Raw genomic sequence first — 16580 nt, 5'->3', positions numbered from 1 at the left:
CAGGTTTTATTTTACGTTTTGTTCTTTTAATAGATCTCTAATCTCAGTAAGCAGCTGTTCTTGCTTATCGATTACTTCTTCAACAACTTTTTCTTCTTTCTTTTTAAATTTAGACAGGACGCGGATTGCCATAAAGATTGCAAATGCAATAATCAAAAAATCAACAAAGGATTGAATAAAATTGCCATATAATACTTCCGCATTTCCAACAGTTATACTTAATCCGGTAAAATCAATACCCCCTGCTAAAATTCCTACGAGAGGCGTAATAATATTCTCAACAAAGGATGTTACAATTGCACCAAAAGCTGAACCAATTACAACTGCAACAGCTAGGTCAAAGATATTCCCTTGAAAAGCAAATTTTTTAAAATCTTTCCACATTAATAAATTCTCCTTTTAAAAAGTATACCTACCACTAAATATCAATTCGCAGCACAATTATAATTTTAGGGGATAGAATGGAAAAGAGCAATAATCGTAACTGATTATGCTCTTTTAATAGAAGAAAAACAATTATAAACCATGGTGTGGATTATGATTTTGTCTAGAATGATTTGCATTTTTATCCTTTTTAGAACCACTTAATGGCTCACCATATGGCTGAACTGGACTTTTAGGTAAGTTCACTTTCTCTTGCTGCTTTGGTCCCTTTGGTTTTCCTGCCATGATGTATCACTCCTTTCCCCTTTCTCTTAGTTTCTATTTTAAGTGTGATATTATGCATATTTTTTAATTGGCAAACCAACGCAAAATACTGCTATATCAGTACTTTAAGTAACAATATAAATCTCCTCAAAACTTTTTTGAAAAAAAGTGGATATTTTTAAGAAATCTATGCTATAATATAAATAATTATTGTTGTTCGTGAGAAATACAGGATAGACAGTAGTATCTCTTTAGTGATTTCGTCTTGAGTTGTATCTTGAACAAAAATAGTAATAAACGTGCAAAATGCACATGGAGGTTTTTTTAATGAACACAGGTTCAGTAAAATGGTTTAACGCAGATAAAGGCTTCGGTTTCATCGAAGTTGAAGGTGGAGACGATGTATTCGTACATTTCTCAGCAATTCAAGGCGAAGGATTCAAAACTTTAGAAGAAGGTCAAACAGTAACTTTCGATATCGAAGAAGGTAACCGTGGACCACAAGCTACTAACGTTAACAAAGCGTAAGTATTGATAAAAAAGCTTTCCCATTTGGGAAAGCTTTTTTATTTTATATGCGACTAAATAGAAAGGATCTCTAACCTAAGATAGGACCAGAGATCCTTTTCCATTACTTATTTTAAAAACTCGTCTGTTAACGTTGTAACAATTTGCTTCTTGCGTGATACGACGCCTTTTAACATTGCTCTATTGTTTCCTGCAAATGTTACATCAAATCCAGATGCTACTTTATCTTTCCCGCTACCGATTGCAAGTACTTCGGAGTCATTATTTAAAATATCCGTTGCAACAAATAGAAATAGATCCAATCCCTTCGCTTCTACAACCTTCTCTATTTCCGCTTCAATTTGGTCCTGGCTTTTATAAATATCACTCGTGTCAACCGCATTTACTTGAGCAATCTCGACTTTTGCCTCACCCATAGAAAATTCTTTAGCGTCCATCGTAATTAAGTCACGTGCAGACTTATCACTTAGATCAGCTCCAGCTTGAAGCATTTTCAGACCATAGGTTTCAATGTTCACTTCTGCGATTTCTGCAAGCTCATGTGCTGCTTGCACATCTTCATCCGTACAGGTTGGAGATTTTAGCAATAAAGAATCAGAGATGATCGCTGATAAAAGCAAACCAGCAATTTCCTTTGTAACAGTAATACCTTTTTCTTTATACATCTTATTTAAAATCGTAGCTGTACAGCCTACTGGCTCTGCACGAAAATATAATGCTTCTCTCGTTTCAAAATTAGAGACACGATGGTGATCGACAACTTCTAGAATATGCGCATTTTCAATGTTTTCCACACTTTGCTGGAATTCGTTATGGTCCACTAAGATAACCTTCGCACCGTCTTCTACTTTTTCAATCTGTTCAGGTGCTTTGACACCAAAATAATCTAATGCAAATTGCGTTTCATTATTAACGGCTCCAAGTCTTACCGGAACTGCTTCTTCGCCAATTTTATTTTTTAAATCCGCAAAAGCTAAAGCCGAGCAAATTGTATCTGTATCTGGATTCTGATGTCCAAAAATGAATGGTTTAGTCATACTTTTTTTATAACTCCTTTAATGTGAATTTTCTCTTGGCAGTTAAGAAAGTCCAATATTTTCTTACTGCATAAACAGGTGCAACTGAGGTTTGCCACCTAGACTCTTGGTAACAATCAAGTTTTCCAATACTAGAGTACCATATTTTTTGTCGCTATGTATTATTTTTTGACTTATTCTATGTCTTTTAATGTTTCCGTTACATTCCAGATTCGGTCAAAGGTTGTGTAATTATTCAGTGCAATATCTAAATCATGAAAATAACGATGCAAATCACGAACAATGTCACTATCTTGCTCATCCGATATACGGTTTGCTATATCAACAATATGATTTAAATCCGCAAGTAGTGATTCATCTGTAACTTCTGTTTTTAGCTGTTCGATCTTATCGATGACAGTTTCTGCTTGTCCCCTTTGCTCATCCCAATCCAGATTATTAATCCCACCATATCCAGTTGTGTTATTATAAAACTCGTGCATCGTGGCAATAAAACGGCTTATCTCCGTATTTTCACTCCCAACGGTAGCACGTACCCGATCAATTTCTTCCATTGACTCTTGTGAAATATCCTTCTGATTAGTTGAGCCAACCAAATCCTCATCCTGGAATAGGGACTTTATATCTAGATGGAATACATTAAAAAAGAAGAGACTAGATGCAATTACTATAATTACGACGACCCAAGTCATCGTCCAACCAAACCAACCCATTTTCAGTTTTCTCTTTTTCAAAAAAGCCACCCCTTGTTGCAATTAATAAAATACAGTTTTTCCACTCCATCCAAGTGCTTCTTTCGTTCCTTATGCTTCCTGTTTATTTTTCATCCGTGTAACATATCTCCATTTTAAGAAAGTCATTGGAAACGAATTCACGAAAAATCTGTATCAAAACATCTCCCTTCTTTTATTATTCTTGAAAAGTTTACAATTTCCTTTATAAAAATCCATATAATTGTTAAAGTAGTGCTGTTTCTATTATAATCAATACTATTGGAGGGATAAATATGTCACGAAAACAATTCAATTTAACAAGAACTTCTTTACTGACATTTATAAAAGAGCTAGACGAATCTACCATTGATCGCCAATCGGAATACTTTAGTAATACGATTCGCTGGCACATTGGACATGCAATTGTTGTAACTGAGAAATTTTTATTTAGATATCCTGCAAAGTCAACAAATATTCCAAAGGTTTTTGCAGAGCTTTTTAGTTCGGGTACCAAGCCGAGTGATTGGACTTCAGAAGCACCATCACTTGATGTATTAATTGAAGCACTCGAAGATCAGCAAAATCGTGTAAATGAATTTGATGATTTATTTTGGAAATCCAACGTTAAGTTTAAGGTACCGTTTGGCAGCATCGAAACACATGGAGATTTGTTAATCATGCTTGCTTATCATGAAGCAGAGCATATTGGAAAAATCAAAGCAATGCACCAAGTTGTGAAAGCTGGGTAACATGGTCAAGAAATGCATTATAATTGGCTCTGGAATACTAGGGGCAAGCACTGCCTACCATCTCGCCAAAAAAGGCGTCAATGTTATTGTTATTGATCGAAATGATCAAGGACAAGCAACAGATGCCGCCGCGGGAATCGTTTGCCCCTGGCTTTCCCAGCGCCGAAATAAAGCATGGTATAATTTAGCGAAAAACGGGGCGCGGATGTACCATAAGTTAATCAATGAATTGCAAAAAGATGGTGAAGAGGACGTTGGTTATGCTCAAATCGGTGCGATTAGTCTCCATACGGATGAAAAAAAGCTTCTTGCAATGCGTGATCGAGCACTTAAACGCCGGGAGACCGCCCCTGAAATTGGTGAAATTACCTTACTTGATTCGAAACAGACTACATCAATGTTCCCTTTACTTTCAGAAGCGTATAGTTCCGTGCATGTGAGTGGTGCAGCTAGAGTCGATGGGCGCAAACTACGGGATGCGCTGCTTCGAGCTGCAAAAAAGAATGGTGCTGAATTTATAACTGGAAATGCGAGCCTTGTTAGAAATGGCTTTGAAATTACTGGAGTTTCTGTAAATGGTACAAACATTGATGGAGATTGCGTAATTGCAGCAACAGGTGCATGGATGAATGAACTAATCGAACCACTTGGAGTGACTTTTCAAGTTACCCCACAACGTGCGCAAATCATGCATTTAGCAGTTCCTGATATGGATACATCCACATGGCCTGTTGTCATGCCTCCGAATAACCAATACTTGCTAGCATTTGATGGTGGACGAATTGTGGTTGGTACAACATACGAAGATGACACTGGATTTGATTATCGAAATACTGCTGGTGGCATACAGGAAATTTTAAATAAAGCAATTGATGCAGCTCCTGGCTTACAGAGTAGTACCATATTAGAAACAAGAGTTGGTTTTAGACCAGTTACCCCTGGTTTTCTACCTGTAATTGGGGAACTGCCTAATTTTAAAAGGCTACTGCTTGCCAATGGACTAGGCTCTACCGGGTTAACAATGGGACCCTATATTGGTAACCAATTAGCAAGCCTGGCATTAGGGAAGCCGCCTGAAATTAATTTAGACAACTATCCAGTAGCTGGTGCTGTTAAATAGGTTGGGTATTTAATCCTTCCTATTTCTAATAATAAACAAAAAACTGCCCTCATGATAGGGCAGTTTTTCAATATAATTATTTAACAATCAAGACCGGGCATGCTGTTCGTTTAGCAACCTTGTGGCTGACGCTCCCCAAAAGAAAGGATTGTACTTGATTTAATCCGCGGCTTCCGATTACCACACAATCAACTTCTCTTTCTTCTGCAAACTGAACAATACATGGGCCAGGTTCTCCATGGAGTACGTGTGTACCAAAAACAACATTCGATTGTTCCAATAAATTCCGAATCGGTTTTATTTTTTCCTTCCGCTTCGCTTCAATTTCAAGCTTATTTGCAGCATACAATACATCTTTCTTAGTGGTATTTTCGTCTACAACATAAACGGTTTCAATGACACCATCAAACTTTTCAGCCAGTTCGATCGCATATTTTACCGCGCGAACGGAATGATCTGATCCATCAACCGCTAGCAAAATTCGTTTAAACAAACGCACCACCCCCGTTTTTTCCATCATAGCACAATCAGCTTAATATTCGGAAGAGATACCATGTATTTTGTTTTTCAACTGCATACTTTCCTTGTTTAGCCCAGTATACATAACTCGAATGTTAGCATCCTTAAACTTTGATTCGATTTTATCCAATGCAGCTATTGCTGAATCATCCCATAAGTGCGCATTCAGCAAATCTATTTCAACACTTTCAACTGCATCTTCATAGTTAAACCGCTTTGGAAGGTCACTAACAGAAGCAAAGAACAATTGTCCGACTACATGATAGATTCGTTTATTTCCTGCCTCATCAAGACTATCTGTCACCGTTACTTTCGAAATTTTCGCTGCAAAGAAGATTGCACTTAATATTACACCTGCAAATACTCCTAAGGCTAGATTATTCGTTACAACAACAATTATAACCGTTGCTACCATTACGAACGCATCGGTTCTTGGCACTTTGAAAATATTGCGTACCGAAGACCAATCAAACGTACTAATGGAAACCATCACCATTACCCCAGCCAAAGCTGCCATCGGTATTTGAACAACAAGGTCACCCAAAACGACTATAAGAAACATTAAAAATGCACCAGCAACAAATGTCGATAACCGACCTCTTCCACCTGATTTCACATTGATACCAGATTGTCCAATCATCGCGCATCCAGCCATACCGCCAAAAAATCCGGTTACGATATTTGCGATTCCTTGACCGCGGCTTTCCCTATTCTTATCACTTTCCGTATCTGTCATATCATCCACAATATTCGCCGTTAGAAGCGATTCTAATAAACCAACAATTGCCAATGCAAGAGAATATGGGAAAATAATCATTAATGTTTCCAATGTTAATGGAATAGACGGAATCAGAAAGACTGGCAATTGCTGTGTCAATGCCCCCATATCACCAACCGTTCGAATATCAACATTGCCGAATATCACAATTGCAGTCACAACTACAATTGCCACCAATGTAGAAGGTATTGCTTTTGTAAAACGTGGAAAAAGATAAATGATTGCTAACGTTAAGCCAACAAGTGCATACATAATCCATGTTTCCCCGACAAAGTGCTCAAGCTGAGCAGCAAATATTAAGATAGCTAATGCATTAACAAAACCAATCATGACGGAGTGCGGTACAAATTTCATTGCTTTTGCTAATTTACATACCCCAAAAACAACTTGAATAATTCCTGTTAAAATAGTTGCTGCTAATAGATATTGCAGCCCATGCTCTGCTACGAGGTTTACCATTAATAATGCCATCGCACCTGTTGCAGCTGATATCATGCCTGGTCTTCCCCCAACAAAGGCAATGACAATCGCAATGCAAAAAGATGCGTATAAACCTACCATTGGATCTACACCAGCAATAATCGAAAATGCGATTGCTTCTGGAATAAGTGCAAGTGCAACAACAATTCCAGACAAAATATCACCCTTCACATTTCCAAACCATTCTTGCTTTAATTGCTCAATTTTCAATTTTTTACCTCTTTCTAATTTATATATTATTGCTTATAAACTACCTAGATTATCATTTTCCAAAAGCTTATCATACCATAATACAAGCTTCTTATCAAAGTCATAATATAGCACATACACGGGTGATTTCTTCGTGTTCGGAATTTTATATTTACAGGTAATGACGAATTTGATAACCTATCTGTAGACGAAAGAGGTGTCTTCCATGAAGGGTAAAGTTGTTATACTTATCATTGTGCTTGTTACTGTAATTGCTATGCTTCTAACCTGGTGGTTTATGGAGAATATCATTGAGGATTATGATGTTGATAGAAAATCATTAGAAGAAAGCACAGAGCTTTTCATTTGAGATAGCCAGAGAAGTGTTTATTTCTTTGGTTTTTCGATTTTATCTTCTTCCACCCGCACACTCTAATTAAAACCAGTATCATTATGCCTGTGGTAATACTGCGATTCTTTCGTTGAATAACACTCGATTATCTCAACACTTTTCAAATGTTAATTCATTATTCCCCAAAACTGTTATAAGGCGAGCTTCATTATCCTGATATACTCTTTTAACGATTTCATATCAGCTTGCTTAGAATCCTTATCCAATAGTATTGGAGTATCTGTATTTACCTCAATTAAACTGCTGATCGTACAATAAAAGTCTTCTCCAAATGGCATTAACAAACCACTGATAAGATCCCCGTTCTTCAGAGATGGATAGTGATTACAATACACAACACTTATCCTTTGGTGAATCACATCTTGAAAAATAAAGATACTACCACTCCTGTTGCCTGCTTCCGTTACACGATAAAAACCAGGTCGCAGCTCAAGCCAGCTAAATAGAACATTACGCAGCTTTATATTGATACCTTCCAAGCAATTCCTTCTTTTGTTTAAATAATGCTGATATATTGTTAAACCATCTGCATCACGATCGCAAAAAATAACAATCCAGATAAATGATTTAAATAATCCGCCTTGAAAATCTTCACGAATACCAAGTTGCAGGATCATCCATTCGATTTTCTTATAAAGGCGCACTCGATAATGTTCTTTAGCAAAGAATAACAGATCGTCTAGAATACCATATAGTTCTTCTGTAAGCTTATCTCTATCATAAACCACATTCACATACCTCTCCCCCTCTTTAATTATTTCCTTCATTCTAGCATAGCTAAAATATATTTCCAGAATAGTAAATATCATTATCAGTTTGCTTATCCCTACCAAAATCGAATTCTTTCCTTTGTTAAAATTAAATTTCCAATAAATAAAAGTTATTAATTTTTAACTTTTATATAAAATTTCCAGTATCTTGGCATCTAATTCCTTTAGGAGTGTGCCTTTGCTTTCTATATTGCAAAAAAAATAAACATGCAGGACATGTCTATTTTTTTTCTTCTGGATTCCAATTCTTTATATCATCTGTTTCGACAATCCCTAACAAAACATCGGCAACTTCTGGCTCCCTTAATAAAACGTCTCTTAAGCGATATTTAATATCATCCGCCTCATCTAAACTTAGTCCTTTTTTCAGTTCAACCGTGCCTTCCACATGATAAAGCCTGCCTTCTTGTATCATTCGTATCCGTTTAATATCAACGACATCTTCATCTTTTAATACGATGTTATATATTTTATCCTGAATCTCCGCTGGAGCAGATACACCGATTAAACCAACCATGTTATCATAGCCAACCCGAAAGGCAACATATAACATTAGAATCCCAATAATCATAGACGCTATTCCATCTGCGGCAAGTATACTGAAAAATTGCGCCAATACAATCCCAATAATCGCTAATACTGCACCTGCCGTAGCAACCAAATCTTCATAAAACACAAGCCTTGTTGCAGGTGAAGCCTTATTTACATTTTTAAATGCATAAGGAATGATAGCGACAGCTTTATCGCCTCCAGTCTCCATCCTGATTTCCTTCATTGCTTTATACAAGATAAACCCGTCAACCAATAACGCAACCAATAAAATAATTAGATTAAGCCAAAAGTGCGTTGATTCTGCTGGATGCTGTAATAAATGCCAGCCTTCTTTAATTGTTTCATACGCCATTATCGTAACGACAACTACGGCAATCATGCAAAAGATATTAATAACACGGCCAAATCCTGCTGGAAAACGCTTCGAGGGTGGCAATTCAGCAAGAACACTTCCAAAATAAACAAAGCCTTGATTAACCGCATCTGCTAAGGAATGCATTGCGGATGCAAACATCGTACCACTGCCACTGAACGCAGCAGCTACACCTTTGATAGCAGCAAGAAACGTATTTCCAAGTGCAGCAATACCTGATGATGTATTTCCCTGTTTCAATCTTTCAATAATACCCATCACATACCTCCTATATAAATAGCTATACCCATAGTTGCCCTGTTATATTAGGAGAATTTATTTTGCATTAGATGCTCTTTCCGGATGCTTATAATCCCGTCGAAGCACAACCTTACCAAGCCTTAAATATGTAAATTGAAAGATTGGACTTTGAATAAACGTAAAGATAAATGTAAAAATAAAGACTGGTCCACCAATTAAAAGTCCAATAACAAGTACACTGCACTCTGTAATTATTCGTACTCTGCCAATCGGCGCTCCCAGCTTTTCTGCTATCGAAAGCATAAAGCCATCTCTTGGTCCTGCCCCCAAGCCTGCCGCATTGTACATTCCACCACCAAATCCCATAATGACAATACCAAGAATGATGAACAGAAAATCAATCCATGTATGTGTCGCGTTTGGCAAGATATCCATCCAACGATACAGATCGACAAACAAACCAACTAAAATTGCATTCAAAAACGTACCAAGCTTAATATAATTTTTACCTATGATCCAGGTTATTATGATTAATACAGCAGAAATGATAATATTCCATGATCCAATCGATAGCCCCACCTTTTCAAAAAAGGCGACGCTTAGCACATCCCACGGATGAATCCCCAAGTGCTGCATATTAATTGTTAATGTAATACCTGCACTGAACACAATAACGCCTATGAAATAAAACGCTAAACGAAGTGGATAATTAATTTTAACCTCCCCCATCTGTGACCATAAAAAATGCTTTATATCCATACTCCTTTTTTCAAATGTAGAGTCTGTTCCTCGAAATATAAAGCCGTGCTACTTCATCTTTTTTTACTTTTTTACCCATTCCTTTGCTACCTGTGTATAGAAATCTTCATCATGACGATGGTCACGAAGCTTAATAAAAGAATCGATCAACTGTATGGAAAGCTTATTCTTGCCTTCGACGGATCCTTTTGTTAAATCCTCATGGAGCTGATTATTTTCCACCAATATGGTATGATAATTTCTCATGAGCGCTTCAGATTCGTAACGATTCGTTTTTAACAGTGTATTCAACGATTTCTTTGCGATGAAAAGCTGACTATACGATTTCATTTTTTGTAACATACTTCCTATCCTTTCATTAATTCTTATAGAATATAGTTTCTTCATCAATTACTTGCATTCCCACTAATCGTCCCAGACATAGTCATCGCTGCATCCATATCGACAAAGAATAAAACAACAGTCGTGTCTTCTATTGCTGTAATGGCTGGAAGTGGGTTATCCAAGTCTGTTACCGCTTCCTTCGGATTTAACTGAACATCATCGATTGCAACTTCTCCATCTAGTACATATAAAAAAGGCACGAGCTCTGGGTAAACAGGAATATCCAAGACATCTCCCTTTTTTGGGTGTGCGTCAAGAATATATACATTATTTCTAACATACAACGGTGTCTGACTATCCTCTGGCCCTACCATCACATACCAATTTCGATTAGCTACCTCTTTCTCATGAAATTGAATTCTAGGTTCCAGGTCTGCTTCTCTCGGCCGCACGAAAATTTGCAGCATCTCTACGTCTTCATTTTTTACTTTCTCTTCATGCCAAAAGCTAGAACCAGCATTCATCATCATAAGTTTCCCAGGAAATATTGGAGTGTCTAACCCTGATGAGTCTTTGTGATTTGATGTCCCCTTATAAACATAACTTAGTATCTCATCGTTCATATGCTCATGCATTTTTATCGTTAACCCTTTTTTCATAACAGCATGATCAATAACGCTTAAAGGACCAAATGCAGTATCATGAAACTTTTGATCAACAATATCGCCTGGATGCACACGAGTTATTGTGAAATAGCCTTTGTAGGGCTGTTTATGTTTGTCTGCGAATAACTTTTGCAGCATCCAAAGCCCTCCTTTTCATTTATACATTCTGCTATTATTATAGCAAACTATAACGATTTTAGAGCTACCTGAAACAATTATGTATTCTTATCTGCCTTCTGAAATTGCACTCTCCCTCGTGCCACCTGTACATCTTGGACTGTTCCCTTGACTTCAAGCCATTGTAAATCGTTTTTCTCTTCTACAATCAGTTGCAGTTCATCATTCACATATACTGGCTGCAGAAAATTCATCTCATAATCGGAAATTATCACATTGCTTTCCAAAAGACTAGAACAAAGCGCAGCACCAATACCCATGATTAGCATTCCATGGGCAATCGGCTGCCTATACTTGTATTGCTTTGCAATCTTTTCATCATGATGAATTTGATTTTGATCACCTGATAATAGCGTATATTGTTTTACTTTTTCTTCTGTTAAGAAGACCTTACAATTAGTTCGGATACACATCGAAAGCTCTCCTTTCCTTCTAAGTCGAAACCTACAAGGGTTTGTGTATAAAATGTATTCATTCCTCTTCTCACTTTTCGATCAAGCAAAACTTCACATTCGTAACTTTCGCCAATCATGAGTTGAGAATGACAAACACATTTTTGCTTTCGATGAATAGGTTCTGCTTCGTATTTCCATGGTACTTCGATATACTTATAAAATAACATCGGAAAAGTCGGTGGCAATTGTTTTTGTTTGCCAAAAATCGCTTCATACCTTTCCACCATTTTTTCAGTAATCGTCACACAAACCCTTTTTGATTTCATTTTATTCTCTCCCAGAGCACCGCTATACCAAGGCCACCGCCAATTCCAATAGTTGAAATGCAGTAATTGGGCTCAAGTCTTTGTGCCTCATAAAACAATCTTGTCACAAGAATCGCTCCTGATGCACCGTATGGATGTCCTAACGCAATCGCACCGCCTTCTGGATTTATACGGTCATACGAAAACGAAAGCGCTTGAGCAAATAATGCAACCTTCACCGCAAATGCTTCATTTAGTTCAATGAGATCAATGTCTTCTATGGATAATTTATTTTTAAATAGGAGCTTCGAAACGGCTGGAATCGGACCTGACGCAGGGTAGTTCGGATCGACTCCGATTACACTGCTATCTACAAAGCGAAGGATTGGTTGCAGATTCAGCTCCTTTGCTTTATCTTCTGACATAATTAGAACAGCTGCCGCCCCATCATTAACGCCACAAGAATTACCCGCTGTTACCGTTCCATTCTTCTTAAAACAGGGGGACACGCGCTTTAACATCCGCTCATAATTCAAATCTGGTTTTAATCCTTCATCTCTAAACGAAATATCTGCAATCCGGACCATCTCATCAGAAAAGTATCCTTTTTCATGGGAATCAAGTGATCGCTGATAGCTTAAATTCGCGAATTCATCCTGCATTTCTCTTGTAATCCTGTATTTTTCAGCAATATTCTCGGCTGCAATCCCCATATCAGGGTCACCGATATACGCTGGCGAAAAACGAGCTCGACTTTTAAAGGGGGACGTGCTCACACTTTCCACACCACCAGCAATATAGATATCGCCTGCGCCTCCCTGAATGAGATGACAGGCAAGACGGATTGCTTCTAGCCCGGAACCACATTGCCGATCAACTGTTAATCCTGGAACCATGTATGGCAGACCACTTTCCAATGCTGAAAGTCGCCCAAGGTTTCCACCTGGACCAACCGTATTTCCTAAAATGATATCATCAACTGATTCGTTAAGTTCTTTTGTAAGATCATGGATAACAAAAGATGCTAACTGTTCTGGAGAATAGTGTTTCAAAACACCATTTTTCTTTCCAATTACCGTTCGTTTCGCATTTACAATCACTGCATTTCTCATACATAAAAACCTTGTTCGAACCGCTTTTTCAATTCTTGACGGGAAACTTTGCCACCAGCTGTTTCCGGAAAAGAGTCGATTTTCCTCCAAATTCTAGGTATCTTGTATGCCGCTAAGTTTTTAAGACAATAGTTTTTTAAGGATTGGATCGAAAGATCGCCCTGGATAAAAGCAGCCACCTTCTCTCCCCAATACACATCACTGATTCCAATGACTGCAGCCTCTTTTACACCAAGATGGCTTTTAAGCATCTTTTCTATTTCCTGTGGATAAATGTTGTACGCTCCATATAAAATCATGTCATTTTTCCGACCAAGAATGTATATATACCCATCTTCATCCATTTTGGCAACATCATACACTGTAGCCCAATCTCCTTGAAGAACCTTTTTCGTTTCGCCTGGATTATCAATGTATCCATCAAAAAACATATTGCTTATCACATATAATATTCCTTCTTCTCCCACTTCCGCTTTTTTACCATCTTCCTTCATGATGCAAATCTCTACGTTATGAAAAGCTTTGCCAACAGATGTATCATATTTTTCATTCGCATCGTCTTTTATAAGGGAAACAAAACTAAGCTCTGACGCACCATAAAATTCATGAATGAGCACACTGGGAAATTGTTTTCGAAACGCCTTCTTCACACTTGGCAACAGCTTGGCCCCCGTTGAAATAATGGTCACCTTTCTGTCACTTTGATATCCTTCATTTATCATTGCCTGTATCATTGTCGGAACAACATAAACTGTCGATATAGGATATATATCAATGGTCCTCATCAGATATTGAGCATTAAATTTCTTCAGCAAATAAACTGTACCACCATCAAAGAGCGTACTTATTGCCCCATAAAGAAACGTTGAATTTACAAATGACCCAGGGATCAGTACGTGTTCACTTCCATTCACCCCCAAATCTTCTCGATTGCATGTAAATGTCTCAATCCACGAAGCATGCGAACGTACAAAAGCTTTTGGCATTCCAGTTGAGCCGGAAGTAAATCCAATATAAAATGGGACATTTTCTTCTAAATCTGCCTTTTGAAGACTTTTACTATTTACCCATTGAGCCAAATCATCGGAAAACACAACCTTGATAGGGAAATCAGCCAGAATTTTTCTCATTTTTTTATCAGCTATAATGAAATCGGGTGACGTTTGTTTCAATCGTGCTTCTATTTCTCTCTTTTTCCATCTCATATCACCAATAATACTAGCCCAGCCAGCCTCACATGCACCTGCAAATACTTGTAAAAACACGTCATCATTTGGCAAAAAAAGTGCAACCCTTCTTGTGGTGCCCGCTTCCATCGAAAAAGCGGCTGCTGTTCGTTGTACGGATTCATACCATTCCCCATAGGTCAGATGTTTTTGTTCTGTAATAATTGCAGGCTTATTAGGGTATAATTCGTTATGTTTTTTATATGTACTCGTCACTTTCAATTTAAAGCTTTGACCTCCTTTAAAAGCGGAACACGCTTCTGTAATTTAATAGCTAGTAACGAAGCAATCATGACTTTTGTGAAATCACCTGGTAGATAGATCAAATTTAAGAGAGCTGCTTGCCCAATCGAGATTTCCATCACAAAAGCCTGAAACGGTATCCCAAACAAATAGATAACCAACATACCGCCAACAAGATTAGCTACCATTAATTTAAATAAGGATGTTTCTTTCATTTTATAGGATATGTAGCCAATGATAAATGCACCAGCAACCCAGCCAATGAGAAAACCACCTGAGGGTGTAACAAACACGCCCAGACCGCCTCTGCCACCTGACAATAATGGCAGTCCTGTAGCAACTAATAATAAAAATAAAATTAAACTATACGAAGCATACTTGGGTCCAAAACGAGCACCTAACACACTTCCAGCAAGCATAACACCTAATGTTTGCAGCGTTATCGGAACTGGTGAAAACCCCAATGGAATCGGAGGAAATAACCCTAATACCCCAATGACTGTTGCAAATAATGATACATATACAAGTTTTCTTACATCCATTGTCAACCACCCCTGATTATAAGTTAACAATAGTGTAGTATAAATATCATTTTTAGTAAATTGATACGACCACTTGCTAATTTTGATGCATTATGGATAAGCGTTACGATGGTGAACTTTTAATATATTCTTTTCCTTTGTTAAATATTGAATTACACTATCTTCAACGTTTGTTTTTTTATAATGAATATAGCTAAACCAATTCCTGTAAAAATTAAAAAAACTAATAGGACAACCCCTATTTTTCTCATTTGATAAACTCCTCAGGAAAAAATTTATTGAACTATTTTGCTCTTAAACACAAGAAGTGTCTATTTATTTCATTTCTCCTTTTAATTTGTTACTATTCTATAAATTGTTAAAAATCCCTTCTTAATACCGATTAGGAATAAGAATATACCTTTGAAACTTTGCGCCATTTAGTTGCATTAAACCTTAAAGGTTTGAATTAGACATAGTTCATCATCAATTAGGTTTTGCTCTCAAAAAAGAAATAGGCAATTATTTTGAGATCGCCTAGTTATACTCTTGCCCTTATAAAAAATAATAAAAAAGGCTCTGATTTATCAAAGTCTAATAATGATTCTAGACCTTTTGTGCCTGTTCGTATCTGAAACACCTTCAATTATGTGTTGTATTAGTCTTTTTGGAACATTTATAAACAGTGTCTCCAAAAGACCGAATGTCGTTGAGGTAGTCGTACCCTTCCGATGAACCATAACGATTAAACATTCTTACTGCTACTACATTTTCCTCTGGAATGACAAGCAGAGCTACATTTGTGTAGCCAAGTAATTGATAAGAACCTTTTGGAACTGTATCGCCTATTTGGTTAAAGGTATGGTTCGTGTCTTTTACAAACCATAAAAATCCGTTCTTATGAATAGGTAGTCTCGGATTAGGAGTCTGAATCGATGTTGCCATTTGCATGATTTCTCTAGGAATAAGCTGTTTTCCTGCCCATTTCCCACCTGTTAAATGAAGGTAGCCCCATAAAGCAAGCTCTTGTGCAGAAACATACATATTCATTCCAGAACCATCTAATACATCCGTCACAGTCCAGAATGAGTTATCTGGGGCCCGAATAGTGTTTGCAATTTTTGAATGAGGCTGACTCATCTTAATCCATTCTGTCGATTGAAAGCCGACTGGCTCAATGACCTGCTCTTTTATAATATCAGCAACGGACTGTCCCGTTGTTTTTTTGATAATCGTTGTCAACAACTCAATACTCGGACCTCTATATGCCCATGATCTACCAGGTTTATATTCACTTACTAGTTTACCATCAACTATTTTAAGTCCATGTGTATGGGTTAATAAGTGACGAATGGTTACACCTTCATATGCAGGCAAATAAGAATCTTCAACAAACAGTCGAATCGGATCATCAATGGAAAAGTAGCCATTATATATAGCGTAAGCAGCAGCAAAACCAATATAAGTCTTTCTTACAGATGCAATGTGGAATTGAGTGTCTGCTTTAACATCTCGAGCATGTTTAGCATTCGACTGTTTACCAAAGTAAGACTCTGTTACGATTTTGTCGTTATGGATAATAAATAGAGCAGCACCACTAGAACCCAACTTTTCAGCACTTTCTTTTACTTGAGTATATACATCTTCAAACAAGTTTGAGTAATCATTTTTTAATAGCAACTTATTCACTCTCCTTTTAAAATTTAAAAATGCCCCCAATATGATTGGAGGCACTGTGCAACATT

The 16580-nt window shown here is 37.2% G+C and carries 21 protein-coding genes; 4 read left to right on the top strand and 17 right to left on the bottom strand.

Features of this window, described 5'->3' with window-relative positions:
* Positions 1-6: 6 nt before the first annotated feature.
* Complete coding sequence (gene mscL / locus D1B32_RS03375) at positions 7-384, bottom strand: large conductance mechanosensitive channel protein MscL (protein ID WP_095309977.1); 378 nt, start codon at positions 382-384, stop codon at positions 7-9.
* A gap of 132 nt (positions 385-516) precedes the next feature.
* On the bottom strand, positions 517-669 hold the full coding sequence (locus tag D1B32_RS03370) for a small acid-soluble spore protein P (RefSeq protein ID WP_095309980.1): 153 nt from the start codon (positions 667-669) through the stop codon (positions 517-519).
* Between the two features lie 306 nt (positions 670-975).
* Between D1B32_RS03370 and D1B32_RS03365 the strand changes: the two genes are divergently transcribed.
* Positions 976-1176: a cold-shock protein gene (locus D1B32_RS03365; RefSeq protein ID WP_067724698.1), complete on the top strand. Its 201-nt coding sequence runs from the start codon at positions 976-978 to the stop codon at positions 1174-1176.
* Between the two features lie 107 nt (positions 1177-1283).
* Here the strand turns inward: D1B32_RS03365 and D1B32_RS03360 are convergent, their stop codons facing one another.
* Both D1B32_RS03360 and D1B32_RS03355 read right to left on the bottom strand, forming a co-directional pair.
* Entirely contained in the window at positions 1284-2213 is a 930-nt protein-coding gene (locus D1B32_RS03360) for a manganese-dependent inorganic pyrophosphatase (protein WP_095309982.1), read from the bottom strand.
* 173 nt (positions 2214-2386) lie between these two features.
* A complete protein-coding gene (locus D1B32_RS03355) occupies positions 2387-2947 on the bottom strand; it encodes a hypothetical protein (protein WP_240033718.1) in 561 nt (186 codons plus the stop codon).
* 272 nt (positions 2948-3219) lie between these two features.
* On the opposite strand from D1B32_RS03355, the gene D1B32_RS03350 reads away from it, so the two are divergent.
* Both D1B32_RS03350 and D1B32_RS03345 read left to right on the top strand, forming a co-directional pair.
* On the top strand, positions 3220-3675 hold the full coding sequence (locus D1B32_RS03350; RefSeq protein ID WP_095309984.1) for a DinB family protein: 456 nt from the start codon (positions 3220-3222) through the stop codon (positions 3673-3675).
* A 1-nt stretch (position 3676) separates the two neighbouring features.
* Positions 3677-4795, top strand: coding sequence for an NAD(P)/FAD-dependent oxidoreductase (locus tag D1B32_RS03345; protein ID WP_095309986.1), 1119 nt, complete (start codon positions 3677-3679; stop codon positions 4793-4795).
* Positions 4796-4871: 76 nt separating this feature from the next.
* Here D1B32_RS03345 and D1B32_RS03340 read toward each other — a convergent pair whose 3' ends face one another.
* Together D1B32_RS03340 and D1B32_RS03335 are read right to left on the bottom strand one after the other, a co-directional pair.
* The gene (locus D1B32_RS03340) at positions 4872-5294 is read right to left on the bottom strand and encodes a universal stress protein (RefSeq protein ID WP_316246653.1); all 423 of its coding nucleotides are present in this window, start codon (positions 5292-5294) and stop codon (positions 4872-4874) included.
* A gap of 33 nt (positions 5295-5327) precedes the next feature.
* A complete protein-coding gene (locus tag D1B32_RS03335; protein WP_118888623.1) occupies positions 5328-6782 on the bottom strand; it encodes a SulP family inorganic anion transporter in 1455 nt (484 codons plus the stop codon).
* A gap of 205 nt (positions 6783-6987) precedes the next feature.
* On the opposite strand from D1B32_RS03335, the gene D1B32_RS23650 reads away from it, so the two are divergent.
* Entirely contained in the window at positions 6988-7131 is a 144-nt protein-coding gene (locus D1B32_RS23650) for a hypothetical protein (protein ID WP_158586198.1), read from the top strand.
* A 173-nt stretch (positions 7132-7304) separates the two neighbouring features.
* Here D1B32_RS23650 and D1B32_RS03330 read toward each other — a convergent pair whose 3' ends face one another.
* The 11 genes from D1B32_RS03330 to D1B32_RS03280 all read right to left on the bottom strand — a co-directional run bounded on the left by D1B32_RS03330 (position 7305) and on the right by D1B32_RS03280 (position 16515).
* Complete coding sequence (locus tag D1B32_RS03330) at positions 7305-7907, bottom strand: hypothetical protein (protein ID WP_095309992.1); 603 nt, start codon at positions 7905-7907, stop codon at positions 7305-7307.
* Positions 7908-8163: 256 nt separating this feature from the next.
* Entirely contained in the window at positions 8164-9126 is a 963-nt protein-coding gene (locus D1B32_RS03325) for a cation diffusion facilitator family transporter (protein ID WP_095309994.1), read from the bottom strand.
* Between the two features lie 57 nt (positions 9127-9183).
* Entirely contained in the window at positions 9184-9867 is a 684-nt protein-coding gene (locus D1B32_RS03320; RefSeq protein ID WP_240033717.1) for a YczE/YyaS/YitT family protein, read from the bottom strand.
* A 63-nt stretch (positions 9868-9930) separates the two neighbouring features.
* Positions 9931-10209: a hypothetical protein gene (locus D1B32_RS03315; RefSeq protein ID WP_095309996.1), complete on the bottom strand. Its 279-nt coding sequence runs from the start codon at positions 10207-10209 to the stop codon at positions 9931-9933.
* A 44-nt stretch (positions 10210-10253) separates the two neighbouring features.
* The gene (locus D1B32_RS03310) at positions 10254-10994 is read right to left on the bottom strand and encodes a pirin family protein (RefSeq protein ID WP_118888622.1); all 741 of its coding nucleotides are present in this window, start codon (positions 10992-10994) and stop codon (positions 10254-10256) included.
* A 77-nt stretch (positions 10995-11071) separates the two neighbouring features.
* Positions 11072-11446, bottom strand: coding sequence for a MaoC family dehydratase (locus D1B32_RS03305; protein ID WP_095310000.1), 375 nt, complete (start codon positions 11444-11446; stop codon positions 11072-11074).
* Positions 11413-11754: a hypothetical protein gene (locus tag D1B32_RS03300; RefSeq protein ID WP_095310002.1), complete on the bottom strand. Its 342-nt coding sequence runs from the start codon at positions 11752-11754 to the stop codon at positions 11413-11415. The genes D1B32_RS03305 and D1B32_RS03300 overlap by 34 nt, the downstream gene beginning before the upstream one ends.
* The gene (locus D1B32_RS03295; RefSeq protein ID WP_118888621.1) at positions 11751-12845 is read right to left on the bottom strand and encodes an acetyl-CoA C-acyltransferase; all 1095 of its coding nucleotides are present in this window, start codon (positions 12843-12845) and stop codon (positions 11751-11753) included. The genes D1B32_RS03300 and D1B32_RS03295 overlap by 4 nt, the downstream gene beginning before the upstream one ends.
* On the bottom strand, positions 12842-14287 hold the full coding sequence (locus D1B32_RS03290) for an AMP-binding protein (protein ID WP_158586197.1): 1446 nt from the start codon (positions 14285-14287) through the stop codon (positions 12842-12844). The genes D1B32_RS03295 and D1B32_RS03290 overlap by 4 nt, the downstream gene beginning before the upstream one ends.
* 2 nt (positions 14288-14289) lie before the next feature.
* Complete coding sequence (locus D1B32_RS03285; protein WP_118888619.1) at positions 14290-14856, bottom strand: biotin transporter BioY; 567 nt, start codon at positions 14854-14856, stop codon at positions 14290-14292.
* A gap of 621 nt (positions 14857-15477) precedes the next feature.
* Entirely contained in the window at positions 15478-16515 is a 1038-nt protein-coding gene (locus D1B32_RS03280; protein ID WP_392391092.1) for a serine hydrolase domain-containing protein, read from the bottom strand.
* Positions 16516-16580 lie beyond the last annotated feature (65 nt).

Source organism: Oceanobacillus profundus (assembly GCF_003515705.1).
Taxonomy (GTDB): domain Bacteria; phylum Bacillota; class Bacilli; order Bacillales; family Amphibacillaceae; genus Oceanobacillus; species Oceanobacillus profundus.
Note: the sequence above shows the minus strand (reverse complement) of the source record. Positions and strands in the feature narration are given on the sequence as shown.